Here is an 18,087-nt window from a genome sequence, read left to right on the forward strand (position 1 = left end):
CTACGACTGTCTGTGCTGAGCAAACGCTCAGTCGGTTGCCGATTGTTCCAGACGTACGACGACGGACTTGCTGGCCGGGGTGTTGCTGGTGTCGGCGGTGGAGTCCAGCGGCACCAGGACGTTGGTCTCGGGGTAGTAGGCGGCCGCGCATCCCCGGGCGGTCGGGTAGTGCACGACCCGGAACCCGGGGGCCCGCCGCTCCACGCCGTCCTTCCACTCGCTGACGAGGTCGACGTACGACCCGTCGGCGAGCCGGAGCCGGTCGGCGTCCTCGGGGTTGACGAGGACGACCCGGCGGCCGTTCTTGATCCCCCGGTAGCGGTCGTCGAGCCCGTAGATCGTGGTGTTGTACTGGTCGTGCGAGCGCAGCGTCTGCAGCAGCAGCCGGCCCTCGGGCAGTTCGGGGTACTCGACGGGCGCGGCGGTGAAGTTGGCCTTGCCGGTGGCGGTGGGGAAGCGGCGCTCGTCGCGGGGGGCGTGGGGGAGGGTGAAGCCGCCGGGCCGGGCCACGCGCGCGTTGAAGTCCTCGAAGCCGGGGATCACTCGGGCGATACGGTCGCGGATGGTGGCGTAGTCCTTCTCGAACTCCTCCCACGGCACCCGGCTCTTCTCGCCGAGCACCCGGCGGGCCAGCCGGCACACGATGGCCGGTTCGGACAGCAGTTGTCCGCTCGCGGGCTCCAGGCGGCCCCGGGAGGCGTGCACCATGCCCATGGAGTCCTCGACGGTCACGAACTGCTCGCCGCTGCCCTGGAGGTCGCGCTCGGTGCGGCCGAGGGTGGGCAGGATCAGGGCACGCGCGCCCGTGACCGCGTGCGAGCGGTTGAGCTTGGTCGACACGTGCACGGTCAGCCGGGCCCGGCGCATGGCGGCCTCGGTGACGTCGGTGTCCGGGGAGGCGGAGACGAAGTTGCCGCCCATGGCGAAGAAGACCTTGGCCTCGCCGTCGCGCAGGGCGCGGATGGCGCGCACGACGTCGAAGCCGTGCTCGCGCGGCGGCGCGAAGCCGAACTCCTTCTCCAGGGCGTCCAGGAAGGCGGGCGCGGGGCGCTCGAAGATGCCCATGGTGCGGTCGCCCTGGACGTTGGAGTGGCCGCGGACCGGGCAGACGCCGGCACCGGGGCGGCCGATGTTGCCGCGCAGGAGGAGGAAGTTGACGACCTCGCGGATGGTCGGCACGGAGTGCTTGTGCTGGGTGAGTCCCATGGCCCAGCAGACGATGGTCCGCTCGGAGGCGAGGACCATGGAGAGGGCTTCCTCGATCTCCGCGCGCGTGAGACCGGTCGCGGTCAGCGTCTCGTCCCAGTCGGCGGCGCGGGCCGCCTCGGCGAACTCCTCGTAGCCGTGCGTGTGTTCGCGGACGAAGGCCTCGTCGACGGCCCCCTGCGTCTGAAGGATCAGCTTGTTGAGGAGGCGGAACAGGGCCTGGTCGCCGCCGATGCGGATCTGCAGGAACAGGTCGGTGAGCGCGGCGCCCTTGAGCATGCCCTGGGGGGTCTGCGGGTTCTTGAAGCGCTCCAGGCCGGCCTCGGGCAGCGGGTTGACGCTGATGATCTTCGCGCCGTTCGCCTTGGCCTTCTCCAGCGCGGAGAGCATGCGGGGGTGGTTGGTCCCGGGGTTCTGTCCGGCGACGATGATCAGGTCGGCCTGGTAGAGGTCGTCGAGCAGGACGCTGCCCTTGCCGATGCCGATGGTCTCGCTGAGCGCCGAACCGGACGACTCGTGGCACATGTTGGAGCAGTCCGGCAGGTTGTTCGTGCCGAGCTCGCGGGCGAAGAGCTGGTAGAGGAACGCGGCCTCGTTGCTGGTGCGGCCCGAGGTGTAGAAGACAGCCTCGTCGGGGGAGCCCAGGGCGGTGATCTCCTCGGCGATGATGTCGAAGGCGCGCTCCCAGGTCACCGGCTCGTAGTGGGTGCCGCCCTCGGGGACGTACATGGGGTGGGTGAGCCGCCCCTGCTGGCCCAGCCAGTAGCCGCTCCTGGTGGCGAGGTCGGCGACGGGGTGCGCGGCGAAGAACTCCGGGGTGATCCGGCGCAGGGTGGCTTCCTCGGCGACCGCCTTCGCGCCGTTCTCGCAGAATTCGGCCGAATGCCGGTGCTCGGGCTCCGGCCAGGCGCAGCCGGGGCAGTCGAAGCCGTCCTTCTGGTTGACGCGCAGCAGCGTCAGCGCGGTGCGCTTGACGCCCATCTGCTGCTGGGCGATCCGCAGGGTGTGGCCGATGGCCGGGAGGCCGGCCGCCGCGTGCTTCGGTTCGGTGACCTGGGGAGCGTCCTGAACCGGATCACCCTTGGGCGGCTTCGTGGCCATCGGACTCTCTCCTTCGCACACACCTGTGAGGTACGTCTCCGATCCTCGCACGCGCCGGTGACAACGCCGTCTGCCGGGCGGGCGGGAAGCGGCGGCGAGGCCGACCTCTGCGTGCCGTCGGCGGCGGGCGGGTCTGACTGTCAGTGGGGCGTGGCAGGATCGGGGGCGTGGCAGAGACAGCAGCGAAGAAGACCGACAGCAGCCCCGGCAGCCGCGCGCGCCTGATGCTCATGGACGGGCACTCGCTGGCCTATCGCGCGTTCTTCGCGCTGCCCGCGGAGAACTTCACCACCGCGACCGGCCAGCCGACGAACGCGATCTACGGCTTCGCGTCGATGCTGGCCAACACCCTGCGCGACGAGGAGCCCACGCACTTCGCGGTGGCCTTCGACGTGTCCCGCAAGACGTGGCGTTCCGAGGAGTTCACGGAGTACAAGGCCAACCGCTCCAAGACCCCCGACGAGTTCAAGGGCCAGGTCGAGCTGATCGGTGAGCTCCTCGACGCGATGCACGTCTCGCGCTTCGCCGTCGACGGCTTCGAGGCCGACGACGTCATCGCCACACTCGCCACACAGGCCGAGGCCGCGGGCTTCGACGTGCTGATCGTCACCGGCGACCGCGACTCCTTCCAGCTGGTCTCCGAGCACACCACCGTGCTGTACCCGACGAAGGGCGTCTCGGAACTGACCCGGTTCACCCCGGAGAAGGTCTTCGAGAAGTACGGCTTGACGCCCGCGCAGTACCCCGACTTCGCGGCTCTGCGCGGCGACCCGTCCGACAACCTCCCCGGCATCCCCGGCGTCGGCGAGAAGACCGCCGCGAAGTGGATCAACCAGTTCGGTTCGTTCGCGGAGCTGGTCGAGCGCGTCGAGGAGGTCAAGGGCAAGGCCGGGCAGAACCTCCGCGACCACCTGGAGGCCGTCAAGCTCAACCGCCGTCTCACCGAGATGGTGCGCACGGTGGAGCTGCCGAAGACGGTCACCGACCTGGAGCGCGCCCCCTACGACCGCAAGACGCTCGCGATGATCCTCGACACCCTGGAGATCAGGAACCCCTCCCTGCGGGAGCGGCTCCTGGCCGTCGACCCGGGCGCGGAGGAGGCCGAGGGGGCCCCTGTCGTCGCGCCGGGCGTGGAGGTGGACGGCAAGGTGCTCGGCACCGGCGAGCTGGCCGACTGGCTCGCCGAGCACGGCGCACAGCAGCCCCTCGGCCTCGCCACCGTCGACACCTGGGCTCTCGGCACCGGCTCGGTCGCCGAGGTCGCGCTCGCCGCGTCCGGCGGGGCCGCCGCCTGGTTCGACCCGTCCGAGCTGGACGAGGCCGACGAGCGGGCCTGGACCGCCTGGCTCTCCGACGCCGGCCGGCCCAAGGTCCTGCACAACGCCAAGGGCGCCATGCGGGTCTTCGCCGAGCACGGCTGGAGCGTCGCCGGCGTCACCATGGACACCGCGCTCGCCGCGTACCTCGTCAAGCCGGGGCGCCGGTCCTTCGACCTGGACGCGCTGTCACTGGAGTACCTGGGCCGGGAGCTGGCGCCCGCCGCCACGGCCGACGGGCAGCTCGCCTTCGGCGCGGACGAGGGGGCCGAGGCCGAGGCGCTGATGATCCAGGCCCGCGCCGTCCTCGATCTGGGCCTGGCCTTCGAGGGCCGCCTGGAGGAGGTCGGGGCCGCGGATTTGCTGCGGGACATGGAGCTGCCCACCTCCGCCCTGCTCGCGCGCATGGAGCGGCACGGCATCGCGGCCGACCGGTCCCACCTGGAGGCCATGGAGCAGATGTTCGCGGGCGCGGTCCAGCAGGCCGTGAAGGAGGCGCACGCGGCGGCCGGGCACGAGTTCAACCTCGGCTCGCCCAAGCAGCTCCAGGAAGTCCTCTTCGGCGAGCTCGGCCTGCCCAAGACGAAGAAGACGAAGACCGGGTACACCACGGACGCCGACGCGCTCGCGTGGCTGGCGGCCCAGACGGACAACGAACTGCCGGTGATCATGCTCCGGCACCGTGAGCAGGCCAAGCTGCGGGTGACCGTGGAGGGCCTGATCAAGACGATCGCCGCGGACGGCCGTATCCATACGACCTTCAACCAGACGGTCGCGGCGACGGGCCGACTGTCGTCCACGGATCCGAACCTGCAGAACATCCCGGTCCGTACGGACGAGGGGAGGGCGATCCGGCGGGGGTTCGTGGTCGGGGAGGGCTTCGAGTCCCTCATGACCGCCGACTACAGCCAGATCGAGCTGCGGGTGATGGCCCACCTCTCCGAGGACGAGGGGCTCATCGAGGCGTTCACCTCGGGGGAGGACCTGCACACCACGGCTGCTTCCCAGGTCTTCGCGGTCGAGCCCGGCGCGGTCGACGCGGAGATGCGGCGCAAGATCAAGGCGATGTCGTACGGGTTGGCGTACGGGTTGTCCGCGTTCGGGCTCTCGCAGCAGCTGAACATCGAGGCCGGGGAGGCCCGGACCCTGATGGACGCGTACTTCGAGCGGTTCGGCGGAGTGCGGGACTATCTGCGCCGGGCGGTCGACGAGGCGCGGGCCACGGGGTACACGGCGACGCTCTTCGGGCGCCGCCGCTACCTGCCCGACCTCAACAGCGACAACCGCCAGCGGCGTGAGGCGGCCGAGCGGATGGCTCTCAACGCACCGATCCAGGGCACGGCGGCGGACATCGTCAAGATCGCGATGCTCAAGGTGGACGGCGCGCTGCGCGAGGCCGGCCTCGTGTCCCGCATGCTGCTCCAGGTCCACGACGAAATCGTGCTGGAGATCGCGCCGGGGGAGCGGGCTGCCGCGGAGGAGATCGTCCGCAGGGAGATGTCCGACGCCGTGGTTCTCCGGGTTCCGCTGGGTGTGTCGGTGGGGGACGGCCCGGACTGGGAATCCGCCGCGCACTGACCTCCGGCGGTCGGGCTGGCGGGCGGCGTTGCCGTTCGTCCGCGGGCCGGCGGGGGCCGTACGCGCAGTTCCCCGCGCCCCTGACGCCTGCGGCGGCCCGGGCGGGTTCGGGGTATCCGTCCTCGGCCCGTCGGGGCGCGGGTCACTGCAACCCCCTAGGGGCGCGGGGAACTGCGCGACCGGCCCCATCGGACCCGCACCCGCCCGACAACCCGCCCCGGCACCCCCCTAGGCGCCCCGCTCCAGCCCGACCCCGCACCCCCCTAGGCGCCCCGCCCAAGCCCAGCGCAGCTGCCCGCACCCGCCCGACAACCCGACCCCGCACCCCCCTAGGCGCCCCGTCCAAGCCCCGCGCAGCTGCCCGCACCCGCCCCGACCCGGCATCCCCGTAGGCACACGCCACGCGTCACTCACGTGGACGCCACAACAACGCCCCCGACCGCGCCCCCGGCCAGGATGCGCTCATGGGTATACGCATGCTCCACCGCCGGTCGGCCCCCGCACAGGCGTACGCCGACCAGGCACGGTTCTCCGCGCAGCGTCCCGTTCCGGCCCACGCGGCCGCCGCAAGCACCGCCCGCATCCCCTTCGACCTGGCGACACTGTTGCGCCGGGCGCGAGCCAGGGCGGCGAGCCCGCGGATCCCGGCCCGCCTCACCACCCCCCTGCGTCACGCCGCCACAGACCTGCGGCACCGTGTCACCCGCCGCGATCAGGGCGCCGTAGAGGACGAGGAACCGTCGCGCTGTCGGCTGTGGGCCGAGCTGGCCCTCGGTTACCTCGCTCTCGCCCTCACCCTGCTGCCCGGGTCCCGTCCGATGTCCACGATGACGGTGTTCGTCGCGGCCGTGGTCGCCGAGGCGGACGCCGTCAGCGAGCGAGCGGGAGACCGGCGTCTTCCCGGGCGTCGGGGGCCGGGGCCGGGCGCCACAGCCTGACCCCCGCGGCATACAGCAGGACCCCGAGGACCAGGCCGGCGCCCGCGCCGAAGCACAGGGCAGGGATCAGTTCCCAGGGTTTCGCGGTGGAACCCCAGTACGCCCACCACCGCGAGGCCCGCTGCAGCGCGCCCACCGTCACACACCCGCCGATCACGGCCACGGCCCACCACCTGTCCCGTACCGACAGCGCGGGGACACCCCGCGGCTCGGCCGCCACGGATGCCCGGCGCAGGGCGTTCAGACAGAACACGGCGATGACCATCGCGGCCAGCGCCGAACCGCCGTACTGCAGGTACCAGTACAGAGGCGACCCGTCCACCTCCCGGCCCAGGACGGGGAACAGCCGCACCCCCCACCGGTCGTGATGCGTGAACGCGTCCCACACGACGTGAGTCAGCGCTCCGAGGGCTGCGGAGACATACCAGCGCACGGCCAGTGACATGCGCACACGCGCGCGTGGCGTGCCGCAGCGCAGCAGCGCCGCCGGCCTGCCCTGTCGCCTTCGTGGCAGCAGGGCCACCAGTGGTTCTCGCAGCAGCAGCCACAGGGCCACCAGGGCCCAGGCGACGAGCACGTCGATCGTGAAGACGCCCGCGAAGGAATGCGTGACGGTGCCGAACTCCATCGCCCCTGACACGACACTTGCCGCGTAATAGGTCATGTCGGGCGAGAAGGATCCGGCCACGAGCGCGGCCGGAACCAGTCGGCCCCGCCCCGTTCCGTCGGTGCGCACCGCGGGCAGCACCGCCGCCGCATGGCTCAGGGTGAACGGCAACGGGGCTCCTCGCGGCGGGTGTTGGCCGGGCTTCGGCCCGGGACGTCGGTCGCGTCCAGTATGAGCGACGCGAGCCCGCACCGATCGAACATGGCCAACCGGTGAATATCGGGCATGAACCGGTGTCCGCGAAAAGGAAGTTGTCGTAGGGTCACACGGGTCACCGCGCCGGGGAGCTCGGTCGAACGTGCGAATCAGGAATTGCCGCGCGTCACAGGGGCAACCTCCAGGCCGGTTCGACTGTCACTACTGGACGAGAGCGACAGACGGAGACGGGCGCTCCGGCGTCCACAGGAGGGGTTCACTTTATGGCGGCGCAATTCGGCAGGAGGCTGGCCAAAGGGGCGACGACCACCGCCGTGGCAGCACTCGCGGTCGCGGCCCTGTCCGCCTCCCAGGCCCCGGGGGTGACGGCCGACGACAACGGCAGATCGACCGCCGCCGGTGCCGAGGCCTCCCCCGACCCGACCTCCGGGAACGGCGCGACCGGCAAGTCGCCGTACTACACGGACCTGCCTCCGCTGAACACCCCGAGCCCCGCGCCGAGTGTCGGCACCCCGGCCTCCACGCCGGTCGAGACCGAGGCGGGCATACCCGCGACCGTCCTCGACGCCTACAAGAAGGCCGCGGCCGAACTCCAGGAGTCCAAGCCCGGCTGCAACCTGCCCTGGCAACTCCTCGCCGCCATCGGCCAGGTCGAGTCGGGCCAGGCCGGCGGCGGTCGCGTCGACGCGGACGGCACCACGACCTCCAGGATTCTCGGCCCGCAGCTCGACGGCAACGGCTTCGCGCTCATCAAGGACACCGACAACGGTGCCTACGACGGCAACAGCGCCTACGACTCGGCCGTCGGGCCCATGCAGTTCATCCCGTCCACCTGGGCGTGGGCCGGCCGGGACGGCAACGGCGACGGGGTGAAGGACCCGAACAACATCTACGACGCCTCCCTCGCCGCCGGCCACTACCTGTGCCGCAACGGCTGGGACCTGTCGGACGCGGGCGATCTGAAGAAGGCGATCCTCAGCTACAACCCCTCGCAGGACTACCTGAACACGGTCCGGTCGTGGCTGGAGTACTTCCGCAAGGGCACCTACGAGGTCCCCGACGGCACCGGCACGATCCCGGGCAACCGCAGCGACGGCAGCAGCGGCAGCAGCGGCAGCAGCGGCTCGACCCCCTCGCCGTCGTCGCCCTCGACGCCGCACACGTCGAAGCCGGGCAAGCCCGGCTTGCCGAGCCCGACGCCGCCGTCGACCACCCCGCCCCCGTCCGGGACACCCACCACACCGCCCCCGACGACTCCCGCCACCCCCACCCAGTCCGTGGACCACCTGGAGGACTCGGGCACCGGGAAGCTCGCCGCCATGGCGGGCGACGCGTTCACCGAGAAGATCAGCACCAAGGCGGAGAACGCCTCCGGCAAGGGCGTCGCCAAGGTCCGGATCCGCTACACGATCCTCGGTGACACCGACGCCACCTTCACCGGCGGCGAAAAGGTCGCCACCGCGCTGACCGACAGCTCCGGAGTGGCCACCGCGCCCGCGCTCCAGGCGGGCGAGACCACCGGCACCTTCGCGGTCCGCGCCACCCTCATCGGCCGTACCGTCACCGGCCCGATCTACTCGGCCACCGTCACCCAGCGCGTCGCCGACACCCTCGTCCGCACCGCCGACACCGCTCTGACCTGCACCCCGGGCGGCGAGTTCGCCGACGCGGTCCAGATCAAGGCCACCTACAAGGACGCCGTCGCCGACAAGGTCGCCGCCACCGCCACCCTGATCAAATCGGCCGACGACGCGACCGAGAACGACAAGGGCCCCTACTTCAAGGACGCCGACGGCAAGACCGTCCGCACCCTGACGGGCCTCACCACCGACGCGGACGGCCTGTTGAAGCTGCCGCAGCTCTACGCCGACGACACCACCGGTACCTACGTGCTCCGTATCACCACCGCGGGAGGCGCGACGCTCGACGTGACGCTGACCGTGGCGGCGGCCGCTGACACCTCCGCGAGCCCCTCGCCGAGCCCCAGCGCGAGTTCGTAGCACGCGGACCCACCACGGAGGGCGTCCTTTCCGCTACGGCGGACCGGGCGTCCTCCGTGCGTGTGCGACCTGTTCTCATCTCGCCCGGGCGTTGCTACGGTGCCGGACCTGACGATGTATCAGTTCCCGTCCGCAGGGAGGCAGACATGCGCGCCCTGATCGCCGCCGCGACCGGTCTCGCCCTCGCGTTCGCGCTGGTCCTCACGATCACCGCGCTGGGCACGCCCACCGGCAAGACATCCCCCAAGCCGCTGTTGACCACGGTGCCCGCACACCCGTAACCGTCCGCCCGGGAGGCCGAGATGCGCCGCAAGACCAGCCTGGTCCTGCTCGCCCTCGCCGTGTTCTTCGCGGCGCTGTCCCCGCTGCTGCGCTGGTACGCCTTCCCGCGCCTGGCCAAGATCCCCGCGAACCAGTACCAGGACATGGTCCTGGAGGCCAAGGACGCGACCCTCCTCGACTACGGCTCGATGACCGCGAAGAAGGTCTCCAAGGTCACCATCGTGCAGACCCTCAAGGGCAATGTGGAGGCCTCGGAGCAGATCGAGAAGACGGCCGGGAAGGACGTCGTGGTCTGGGACGGGCTGTCCTATGTCGTCGGGCCCGACGGCAAGATGGTCTCCAAGATCCCCGAGCGCTACATCTTCGACGCCCACACCCAGGACCCGGTCCACGCCACCGGCGAGATGGTCGACGGCGACCCCGTGACACGTGCGGGCATCGAGTTCAAGTGGCCCTTCCTCACCGAGAAACGGGACTACGTCTACTTCGACGCCCAGGCCCGCACCTCGGCCCCCATCCATTACAAGGGCACCCGGAACTTCCGCGGCCTCGACGTCTACTACTTCGAGCAGACCATCCCCTGGACCAAGGTGCCCTTCCCGAAGACCATGCCGATCCAGGGCATCACCCCCGCGTCCATCGCCAGGACCGGCACCACCCGCTGGTACACCACGGTCCGCAAGTTCTGGGTCGAACCCCTCACCGGGGCCCCGGTGTACGGCGAGGAACTCCACAAGGAGGAACTACGCGGCGGTACCCTCCTCGGCGGCCGGGACAAGGTGACCGTCTTCGCCGGCGACGTGAAGATGCGCGAGGACTACATCCGGCACACCGTCGACCTGGTCAAGTCGAACCGCACCCTCGTCCTCCTCATGACCTCGTACCTGCCGTGGGGCTTCCTGATCCTGGGCCTCCTGCTGCTGGCGCTGTCACTGTGGCTGGAAGCCCGCAGCCGCCGCCCGGCCGCCACGAAGGTCGAGGAACCCCAACCGGTCACGGCCTGAGGCGTGCCTTGGTGTGCCGCGTCGGCTCGGCGCCCGCCGGGTCCTCGGGCCACGGATGCTTCGGATACCGGCCGCGCAACTCCGCGCGGACGCCCTTGTAGCCGTCCTTCCAGAAGGACGCGAGATCGGCGGTGACCGCCGCGGGGCGGCCCGCGGGGGAGAGGAGATGGACGAGGAGGGGCATGCCGGCGATCCGGGGCGACTCCTGCAGCCCGAACATCTCCTGCAACTTCACCGCGAGGACGGGCTGTTCGGGAGCGCCGTAGTCGATCCGGACCTTGGACCCGCTCGGTACGGCGATCCGCTCGGGCGCCAGTTCGTCCAGCCGCGCGGCCTCGCCGGAGGCCCACGGCAGGAGCCTCTGCAGTGCCTGTCCGGCGTCGATGCGCGCCAGGTCGGCCCGGCGCCGGGCGCGGCCCAGCTCGGGCTCCAGCCATTCGTCCACGCGCGCGTGGAGCGCGTCCTCGCGGACCTCGGGCCACGGGTCGCCGAGGTGATGGCGCAGGAACGCGAGCCGCCGGCGCAGGTTTTCGGCGTCGGGCGTCCACCGCAGCAGCCGTAGCCCCTCCTGCCGCAGCCCTTCGAGGAGGGCCTCGCGTACGAGGAGGGGGTCCGCGTTCTTCAGTGGTCGTACAGCGAGCTCGATCGCCCCGAGCCGCTCCACCCGCCGGGCCACCACGTCCCCGTCGGCCCAGTGCACCTCCTCGCGCGCGGAGTAGAGGGAGGCGGCCGCCGACCGGGCGGTGTCCTCGTCGATCACGGCGGCGAGCTGCACACGCGCGTGCCCCTTTCCGACGGGCCGGTCCGCCACCGCCACGGCGATCCAGGGCGAGCCCCGGAGCGGGGAGCCGTCGGAGAGTTCGGCGCGGGTGCCGGAAGCCATGAGATAGGAGCCCGAGTCGGCCCTGGCGACCCGTTCGGGAAAGGCGAGCGCAGCGACGAGACCGTCACCCCCGTCATTCGCTCGTGTGAACTCCGCCGCGGCGGACCGCAGCCGTCGCACCTCCGTCCGCCACCGTGCCGCGTAGGCGTCGCCGCCCCGCCGCGCGGTCCGTACGGCGGCTGCCAGATCGTCGCCGTACTCCCGCGGCGGCTGCTCCGACAGCAGCGCGACCGCCTCGGCGCCCGCGCCGGAGGTGTCCAGCAGTGCTCGTCCCAGCCGGGGATGCAGGCCCAGCCGCGCCAGCCGTGCCCCGCGCTCGGTCGCCCGTCCGTCCGCGTCCACCGCTCCCACGGCCGTCAGCACGTCTCGCGCGGCCGCCATCGCCCCGACCGGCGGCGGATCCAGCAGGGCGAGGCCGGACGCGTCCGGATCGCCCCAGCAGGCCACCTGAAGCGCGAACGCCGTCAGGTCGGCCACCTTGATCTCCGGCGACGGGAAACGCGGCAGCCGGGCGTCCTCGGCCTCCGCCCAGCACCGGTACACCGCACCCGGCGCCTCCCGCCCGGCCCGCCCCGCCCGCTGCCGACCGGCAGCCTGCGAGGCCCGCACGGTCGCGAGCGCGCTCAACCCGCGCGCGTGGTCGACGCGCGGCTCCCGCGCGAGCCCCGAGTCCACGACCACACGCACCCCCGGCACGGTCAGCGACGACTCGGCCACAGAGGTCGCCAGCACCACCCGACGCCGCTCCCCGCCCGCCAGCACCGCGTCCTGTACGGCCGCCGGCGCCCGCCCGTGCACCTGGAGCACCTCCACGTCACCGAGACCGCCCAGCTGCCCGGCCACGCGCCCGATCTCGCCCACGCCGGGCAGGAAGCACAGCACGTCGCCCGCCCGCTCGGACAGCGCCCGCCGTACCACCGACGCCACATGCGTGAGCAGCGCGGGATCGACTCGCATACCGTGCGGCGGCCGTACTGGACGGGACGGTGGCGCCCACACGACCTCCACCGGATGCGAGACACCCTCCGCCTCGACCACGGGCGCGTCGCCCAGCAGCCGCGCCCACCCGCGCGCGTCGGTCGTCGCGGACGCGGCCACCAGGTGCAGCTCCGGGCGCAGGGTCTGCCGTACGTCCCACAGGAACGCCGCCGTCGTGTCCGCGTCCAGATGCCGCTCGTGGCACTCGTCGAGCACCACCACGTCGACGCCCGTCAGCTCCTGGTCGCGCTGGAGCCGCTGGAGCAGCACACCCGTCGTGACGACCTCCACGCGTGCGTGCGGCCCGACCACCCGCTCGCCGCGCACGGTGTAGCCGACGCTCGCGCCGACCTTCTCGCCCAGCAACCACGCCATCCGCCGGGCGGCCGCGCGGGCGGCGATACGGCGGGGTTCGGCGACGACGACCCTCCGCGCGGGTGCGCCGGGATCCAGCAGGCCCGCGAGCACCAGCGGGACGAGGGTCGTCTTGCCGGTGCCCGGCGGTGCCACGAGGACCGCCGTGCCGTGCCCCTCCAGGGCGTCGCCCAGCGCGGACAGGGCACTGCGTACGGGAAGGGCGTCCAGGGCGTCGTAACGGATCACGTCACCAGTGTCGTACGGCCGCCAGGGCCCCTTCGTACGTCAGTCCCGTTCGCACACGAAGATCGCGGTGCCGGGGATCAGGTTGCCGCGCAGCGGGGACCAGCCGCCCCACTCCGAGGTGTTCCAGACCGGCCACTCCGGCTCGACCAGGTCGACCAGGCGGAAGCCGCCGGCGACCACGTCGCGCACCCGGTCGCCGATCGTGCGGTGGTGCTCGACATAGACCGCGCGGCCCTCCTCGTCCTGTTCGACGTAGGGCGTGCGGTCGAAGTAGGAGGCGGACACGGACAGGCCCTCGGGGCCCGGTTCGTCCGGGAAGGCCCAGCGGATCGGGTGCGTCACCGAGAAGACGAAGCGGCCGCCCGGGCGCAGGACGCGGCGCACCTCCTTGAGGACCTGTACCGGGTCGGCGACGAACGGCAGCGCCCCGTACGCCGAGCACGCCACGTCGAAGGAGCCGTCCGCGAAGGGCAGGGCGCCCGCGTCGGCGCACACCAGGGGGAAGGACGTACCGATGCGCAGGGCGTGCTGGAGCTGGCGGTGGGAGATGTCGAGGGCGACCGGGCGGGCGCCCTGCTCGGCCAGCCAGCGCGCGCACTGGGCGGCGCCGGCGCCGATCTCCAGGACGTCCCTGCCCTTGAGGTCCTCGGCCGGGCCCAGCAGCTCGGCCTCCACCTCGTCGAGGCCCTCGGGGCACCAGACGAAGCGGTCGTCGCCGAGGAACGTGCCGTGCTCGACCTGGTACTCGTCCGCGTTGCGGTCCCACCAGCCCCGGTTGGCGCGGGCGCTCTCGGTGACGTCCGCGTCGCGGCGCGTGGCCTGCGACTCCGCGTCCGGTCCGGACTCCTGCGGGTGTGATGCGGACTCTTGGATGATCGGCTCCCTCGTACTAGTCTGCGGGCTCTTCCGTCCGACCCGTCGGGCGTCACGAACGGGACGTCGGCGGGCCCGCGTGGCCTCGTGAGACAGGTTTTGTGCCGGGTATGCGGCGATCCGCCCCGGGTGTGCGCCTTCGCGCATTGACCCTGCCCGGCTGCCCCCGTATGCTACAAGTTGCGCTGCGGGCCTGCGCACCTCAGACGTAGCAGGTCGCGCTCGCATCTGTTGTATGTCCCCTCGGTTGTCGAGGCGCCACCAGTGGTTTTGTGTGGCGCTTCCTTGGCTGTCCGGCTTCTTCAGAGCGAAACGGGCTCCCGGCGTAAGCAGTACCTACGACTCACTGTCCGTACCGGAGCCCTTTCCCACATGACGAGCAGCACCGAGACCACCTCTACCACTCCGCAGGTAGCGGTCAACGACATCGGTAACGAGGAAGCCTTCCTCGCCGCGATCGACGAGACGATCAAGTACTTCAACGACGGCGACATCGTCGACGGCGTCATCGTGAAGGTCGACCGGGACGAGGTCCTGCTCGACATCGGTTACAAGACCGAAGGTGTCATCCCGAGCCGCGAGCTCTCGATCAAGCACGACGTCGACCCCAACGAGGTCGTCGCCGTCGGTGACGAGATCGAAGCCCTTGTTCTCCAGAAGGAGGACAAGGAAGGCCGCCTGATCCTCTCGAAGAAGCGCGCCCAGTACGAGCGTGCCTGGGGCACCATCGAGAAGATCAAGGAAGAGGACGGCATCGTCACCGGTACCGTCATCGAGGTCGTCAAGGGTGGTCTCATCCTCGACATCGGCCTCCGTGGCTTCCTGCCGGCCTCCCTCGTCGAGATGCGCCGTGTCCGCGACCTCCAGCCCTACGTGGGCAAGGAGCTCGAGGCGAAGATCATCGAGCTGGACAAGAACCGCAACAACGTGGTCCTGTCCCGCCGCGCCTGGCTCGAGCAGACCCAGTCCGAGGTTCGCCAGACGTTCCTCACCACCCTGCAGAAGGGTCAGGTCCGCTCCGGCGTCGTCTCCTCGATCGTCAACTTCGGTGCCTTCGTGGACCTGGGTGGCGTCGACGGTCTGGTGCACGTCTCCGAGCTCTCCTGGAAGCACATCGACCACCCCTCCGAGGTTGTCGAGGTCGGCCAGGAAGTCACCGTCGAGGTCCTCGACGTCGACATGGACCGCGAGCGTGTCTCCCTGTCGCTGAAGGCGACCCAGGAAGACCCGTGGCAGCAGTTCGCCCGCACCCACCAGATCGGCCAGGTCGTGCCCGGCAAGGTCACGAAGCTGGTTCCGTTCGGTGCGTTCGTCCGCGTGGACGAGGGCATCGAGGGTCTGGTCCACATCTCCGAGCTGGCCGAGCGCCACGTGGAGATCCCGGAGCAGGTCGTCCAGGTCAACGACGAGATCTTCGTCAAGGTCATCGACATCGACCTCGAGCGTCGTCGCATCAGCCTCTCGCTGAAGCAGGCCAACGAGGCGTTCGGCTCCGACCCGGCCTCGGTCGAGTTCGACCCGACGCTGTACGGCATGGCCGCGTCGTACGACGACCAGGGCAACTACATCTACCCCGAGGGCTTCGACCCCGAGACCAACGACTGGCTCGAGGGCTACGAGTCCCAGCGTGAGGTGTGGGAGAACCAGTACGCCGAGGCGCAGACCCGCTTCGAGCAGCACCAGCAGCAGGTCATCAAGTCCCGCGAGGCCGACGCCGCTGCTGCGGCCGAGGGCGGCGACGCTGCCGGTGCGGCTCCGGCCGCGGGCGGTGGCGGCGGTGGCGGTTCGTACTCCTCCGAGGGTGCGGACACCTCCGGTGCGCTGGCGTCGGACGAGGCGCTTGCCGCGCTTCGCGAGAAGCTTGCCGGTGGCCAGAGCTGAACGCTGGCTCGCTGAGGCCTAGCAGGTAGCTGAGGGGCCGTACCTTTCGAGGTGCGGCCCCCCAGTGTTGTCCGGGTTCCAGTGTTGTCCGGGTTCGTTTTCGGCTGCGGGTCCGGGGGCTTCTCGCGCAGTTCCCCGCGCCCCTTCCGGGGCGCGTTGTGCTTACCCCTGCCATGAAAAGGGCGTAAGAGATGGCCTGATCAAGCGCGTGGGTGGGAATGCCGCTGTTCCAGGGCGTGTTGTGCAGTATGAACACGAGGAGGAGCGGTCACTGTGCTTGATCCGCAGGGTTTGTACGCATGGGAGCCCAAGGGCCTCGCCGTTGTCGACATGGCGCTCGCCCAGGAGTCGGCCGGCCTGGTCATGCTCTACCACTTCGACGGATACATCGACGCGGGCGAGACCGGCGACCAGATCGTCGACCGGCTGCTCGACTCGCTGCCCAATCAGGTCGTGGCCCGTTTCGACCATGACCGGCTCGTGGACTACCGCGCCCGCCGTCCGCTGCTCACCTTCAAGCGCGACCGCTGGACGGAGTACGAGGAGCCCACGATCGACGTGCGGCTCGTCCAGGATGCCACCGGGGCGCCCTTCCTGCTGCTGTCCGGCCCGGAGCCGGACGTGGAGTGGGAGCGCTTCGCGGCGGCCGTCCAGCAGATCGTGGAGCGGCTCGGCGTCCGGCTGTCCGTGAACTTCCACGGCATCCCCATGGGTGTCCCGCACACCCGCCCCGTGGGCCTCACCCCCCACGGCAACCGCCACGACCTCGTCCCCGGGCACCGCAGCCCCTTCGAGGAGGCCCAGGTGCCCGGTAGCGCCGAGGCACTGGTGGAGTACCGGCTCATGGAGGCCGGCCACGACGTCCTGGGCGTCGCGGCGCACGTCCCGCACTACATCGCGCGCTCGCCCTACCCGGACGCCGCCCTGACCGTCCTGGAGGCCATCACGGCCGCCACCGGCATGGTCCTGCCCGGTATCGCCCACGCCCTGCGCACCGACGCCCACCGCACCCAGACCGAGATCGACCGCCAGATCCAGGAGGGCGACGAGGACCTCGTGGCCCTGGTCCAGGGCCTGGAGCACCAGTACGACGCGGCGGCCGGCTCGGAGACCAGGGGCAACATGCTCGCCGAGCCCGTGGAGATCCCGTCGGCGGACGAGATCGGGATGGAGTTCGAGCGCTTCCTGGCGGAACGGGAAGGCGACAACTGACACGCGCGGAGCGTCTAGGCTTCCGGTCATGCTGAAGGTGGGCCTGACCGGCGGTATCGGCGCCGGCAAGAGTGAGGTGTCCAGGCTCCTGGTGGAGCACGGTGCCGTCCTGATCGACGCGGACCGCATCGCGCGCGAGGTCGTCGCCCCGGGCACGCCCGGCCTCGCCGCGGTCGTGGCGGCCTTCGGCGAGGACGTACTCGCCGAGGACGGCAGCCTCGACCGCCCCAGGCTGGGCTCCATCGTCTTCGCCGACCCGGACCGGCTCGCCGTACTGAACTCGATCGTGCATCCCTTGGTGGGCGCCCGCTCCCGGGAGCTCGAATCAGCGGCCTCCGAGGACGCCGTCGTCGTCCACGACGTCCCGCTCCTCACGGAGAACGCCCTCGCGCCCCTCTACGACCTCGTCGTGGTCGTCGACGCGAGCCCCGAGACCCAGCTCGACCGGCTCGTCAGGCTGCGCGGCATGACCGAACAGGACGCACGCGCGCGCATGGCCGCCCAGGCCCCGCGCGAGAAGCGCCTGGAGATCGCGGATGTCGTGATCGACAACGACGTACCCCTGGAAGATCTGCGCCGACGCGTTCAGGAGGTGTGGGGCGGTCTCCTGCGCCGGGCGCACGCGTCCCGGACGTCTCCGGAATAGCGTCCCTCGGTCCGGGCGTTGAACCCTTCCAGTGAGGGAAGGACTTTGCCGTGCCCGAGATCAGCGGATCGACCGGACGTACTCCGGAGACGCATGTCATCGACTACCGCGCAGCCGAGCAGTTGCTCTCCGCGCGGGACCCGCGGGGCGCGGTGAAGCTGCTCGACTCCGTCATCGCCGCCCACCCGGAGAACACCGCGGCCCGGCTGCTGCGCGCGCGGGCCTTCTTCGCCGCCGCGCAACTGCGGCCCGCCGAGCTGGAGTTCACCATCGTCCTGGAGCGCGAACCGGACAACGCCTTCGCTCACTTCGCGCTCGCCCGCACCTACGAACGACAGGGACGGCCCGACCAGGCCAGGCGCCACTTCCGGCTGGCGGCCGCGCTGGACCCGAACCCGGAGTTCCTGAAGGCGGCGCGGTTCGACTCCTGAGCGAGTCGCCCCGCTAGCCGGGTCGGTTCTCCGGCGGCCGGTACGGCGGGATGTCGGGGCCCGGCTGGTAGTGCGGGCCCTGCCGGATGTGCCGGAGGATCACCGCCGTGTCGACGGTGATCACCAGCCAGAGCACCCCGCAGGCGATCGCCCACCCGGGGCGGCCCGCCAGCGCGAACGCCGCCGTGCCGAAGATCGCCCAGACCAGCCCCCACACGCTCAGCCAGAACCGCGCCCGCAATGCACTGCGCGCTGTCGTCGGCTCACTGCCTGTACGCATCAGGATCACCCACTCCTTACTCGCAACGTACTCTTCGGAACGGACGCTGACC

14 protein-coding genes are annotated in these 18,087 nt (G+C 71.2%); 9 read left to right on the forward strand and 5 right to left on the reverse strand.

The window, feature by feature from the left end:
• Window positions 1-27: 27 nt before the first annotated feature.
• A complete protein-coding gene (locus ABZT93_RS19500; RefSeq protein ID WP_356105972.1) occupies window positions 28-2,307 on the reverse strand; it encodes an FdhF/YdeP family oxidoreductase in 2,280 nt (759 codons plus the stop codon).
• A gap of 167 nt (window positions 2,308-2,474) precedes the next feature.
• Between ABZT93_RS19500 and polA the strand changes: the two genes are divergently transcribed.
• Window positions 2,475-5,201, forward strand: coding sequence for a DNA polymerase I (gene polA / locus ABZT93_RS19505; protein ID WP_356105974.1), 2,727 nt, complete (start codon window positions 2,475-2,477; stop codon window positions 5,199-5,201).
• Window positions 5,202-5,665: 464 nt separating this feature from the next.
• The gene (locus ABZT93_RS19510) at window positions 5,666-6,139 is read left to right on the forward strand and encodes a hypothetical protein (RefSeq protein ID WP_356105975.1); all 474 of its coding nucleotides are present in this window, start codon (window positions 5,666-5,668) and stop codon (window positions 6,137-6,139) included.
• Here ABZT93_RS19510 and ABZT93_RS19515 read toward each other — a convergent pair.
• Entirely contained in the window at window positions 6,072-6,917 is an 846-nt protein-coding gene (locus ABZT93_RS19515) for a DUF4184 family protein (RefSeq protein WP_356105977.1), read from the reverse strand. The genes ABZT93_RS19510 and ABZT93_RS19515 overlap by 68 nt on opposite strands.
• 308 nt (window positions 6,918-7,225) lie before the next feature.
• Between ABZT93_RS19515 and ABZT93_RS19520 the strand changes: the two genes are divergently transcribed.
• The 3 genes from ABZT93_RS19520 (at window position 7,226) to ABZT93_RS19530 (ending at window position 10,248) form a co-directional block, all read left to right on the forward strand.
• The gene (locus ABZT93_RS19520) at window positions 7,226-8,962 is read left to right on the forward strand and encodes a lytic murein transglycosylase (protein WP_356105979.1); all 1,737 of its coding nucleotides are present in this window, start codon (window positions 7,226-7,228) and stop codon (window positions 8,960-8,962) included.
• A gap of 146 nt (window positions 8,963-9,108) precedes the next feature.
• Complete coding sequence (locus ABZT93_RS19525; RefSeq protein ID WP_107405601.1) at window positions 9,109-9,243, forward strand: SPW_0924 family protein; 135 nt, start codon at window positions 9,109-9,111, stop codon at window positions 9,241-9,243.
• 21 nt (window positions 9,244-9,264) lie between these two features.
• Window positions 9,265-10,248 (forward strand): DUF3068 domain-containing protein, encoded by a 984-nt coding sequence (locus ABZT93_RS19530; protein WP_356105981.1) that lies wholly within the window; start codon window positions 9,265-9,267, stop codon window positions 10,246-10,248.
• Here the strand turns inward: ABZT93_RS19530 and hrpB are convergent.
• Together hrpB and ABZT93_RS19540 are read right to left on the reverse strand one after the other, a co-directional pair.
• Entirely contained in the window at window positions 10,238-12,712 is a 2,475-nt protein-coding gene (gene hrpB, locus ABZT93_RS19535; protein WP_356105982.1) for an ATP-dependent helicase HrpB, read from the reverse strand. The two genes, ABZT93_RS19530 and hrpB, sit on opposite strands and share 11 nt — an antisense overlap.
• Before the next feature lie 39 nt (window positions 12,713-12,751).
• A complete protein-coding gene (locus ABZT93_RS19540; RefSeq protein WP_356105984.1) occupies window positions 12,752-13,732 on the reverse strand; it encodes a class I SAM-dependent methyltransferase in 981 nt (326 codons plus the stop codon).
• A 225-nt stretch (window positions 13,733-13,957) separates the two neighbouring features.
• Between ABZT93_RS19540 and rpsA the strand changes: the two genes are divergently transcribed.
• From rpsA to ABZT93_RS19560, 4 genes are all read left to right on the forward strand, one after another.
• Complete coding sequence (gene rpsA, locus ABZT93_RS19545; protein WP_020120009.1) at window positions 13,958-15,466, forward strand: 30S ribosomal protein S1; 1,509 nt, start codon at window positions 13,958-13,960, stop codon at window positions 15,464-15,466.
• A gap of 273 nt (window positions 15,467-15,739) precedes the next feature.
• Complete coding sequence (locus ABZT93_RS19550; protein WP_356105986.1) at window positions 15,740-16,678, forward strand: PAC2 family protein; 939 nt, start codon at window positions 15,740-15,742, stop codon at window positions 16,676-16,678.
• A gap of 28 nt (window positions 16,679-16,706) precedes the next feature.
• Entirely contained in the window at window positions 16,707-17,324 is a 618-nt protein-coding gene (gene coaE / locus ABZT93_RS19555; RefSeq protein ID WP_356105988.1) for a dephospho-CoA kinase, read from the forward strand.
• 50 nt (window positions 17,325-17,374) lie between these two features.
• Entirely contained in the window at window positions 17,375-17,755 is a 381-nt protein-coding gene (locus tag ABZT93_RS19560) for a tetratricopeptide repeat protein (protein ID WP_031050570.1), read from the forward strand.
• A 13-nt stretch (window positions 17,756-17,768) separates the two neighbouring features.
• On the opposite strand, the gene ABZT93_RS19565 is transcribed toward ABZT93_RS19560, so the two are convergent.
• Window positions 17,769-18,035, reverse strand: coding sequence for a DUF6343 family protein (locus ABZT93_RS19565; protein ID WP_356105990.1), 267 nt, complete (start codon window positions 18,033-18,035; stop codon window positions 17,769-17,771).
• Window positions 18,036-18,087: the final 52 nt, after the last annotated feature.

Origin of the sequence: Streptomyces sp. NPDC005303, from assembly GCF_040607335.1 — a bacterium.
Lineage (GTDB): Bacteria > Actinomycetota > Actinomycetes > Streptomycetales > Streptomycetaceae > Streptomyces.

Coding starts and splice junctions, on each gene's coding strand:
- ABZT93_RS19510 (WP_356105975.1), top strand. CDS start 5,666: ATGGGTATACGCATGCTCCACCGCCGGTCGGCCCCCGCACAGGCGTAC.
- ABZT93_RS19565 (WP_356105990.1), bottom strand. CDS start 18,035: ATGCGTACAGGCAGTGAGCCGACGACAGCGCGCAGTGCATTGCGGGCG.
- ABZT93_RS19530 (WP_356105981.1), top strand. CDS start 9,265: ATGCGCCGCAAGACCAGCCTGGTCCTGCTCGCCCTCGCCGTGTTCTTC.
- rpsA (WP_020120009.1), top strand. CDS start 13,958: ATGACGAGCAGCACCGAGACCACCTCTACCACTCCGCAGGTAGCGGTC.
- ABZT93_RS19540 (WP_356105984.1), bottom strand. CDS start 13,732: ATGCGCGAAGGCGCACACCCGGGGCGGATCGCCGCATACCCGGCACAA.
- coaE (WP_356105988.1), top strand. CDS start 16,707: ATGCTGAAGGTGGGCCTGACCGGCGGTATCGGCGCCGGCAAGAGTGAG.
- ABZT93_RS19500 (WP_356105972.1), bottom strand. CDS start 2,307: ATGGCCACGAAGCCGCCCAAGGGTGATCCGGTTCAGGACGCTCCCCAG.
- ABZT93_RS19520 (WP_356105979.1), top strand. CDS start 7,226: ATGGCGGCGCAATTCGGCAGGAGGCTGGCCAAAGGGGCGACGACCACC.
- ABZT93_RS19525 (WP_107405601.1), top strand. CDS start 9,109: ATGCGCGCCCTGATCGCCGCCGCGACCGGTCTCGCCCTCGCGTTCGCG.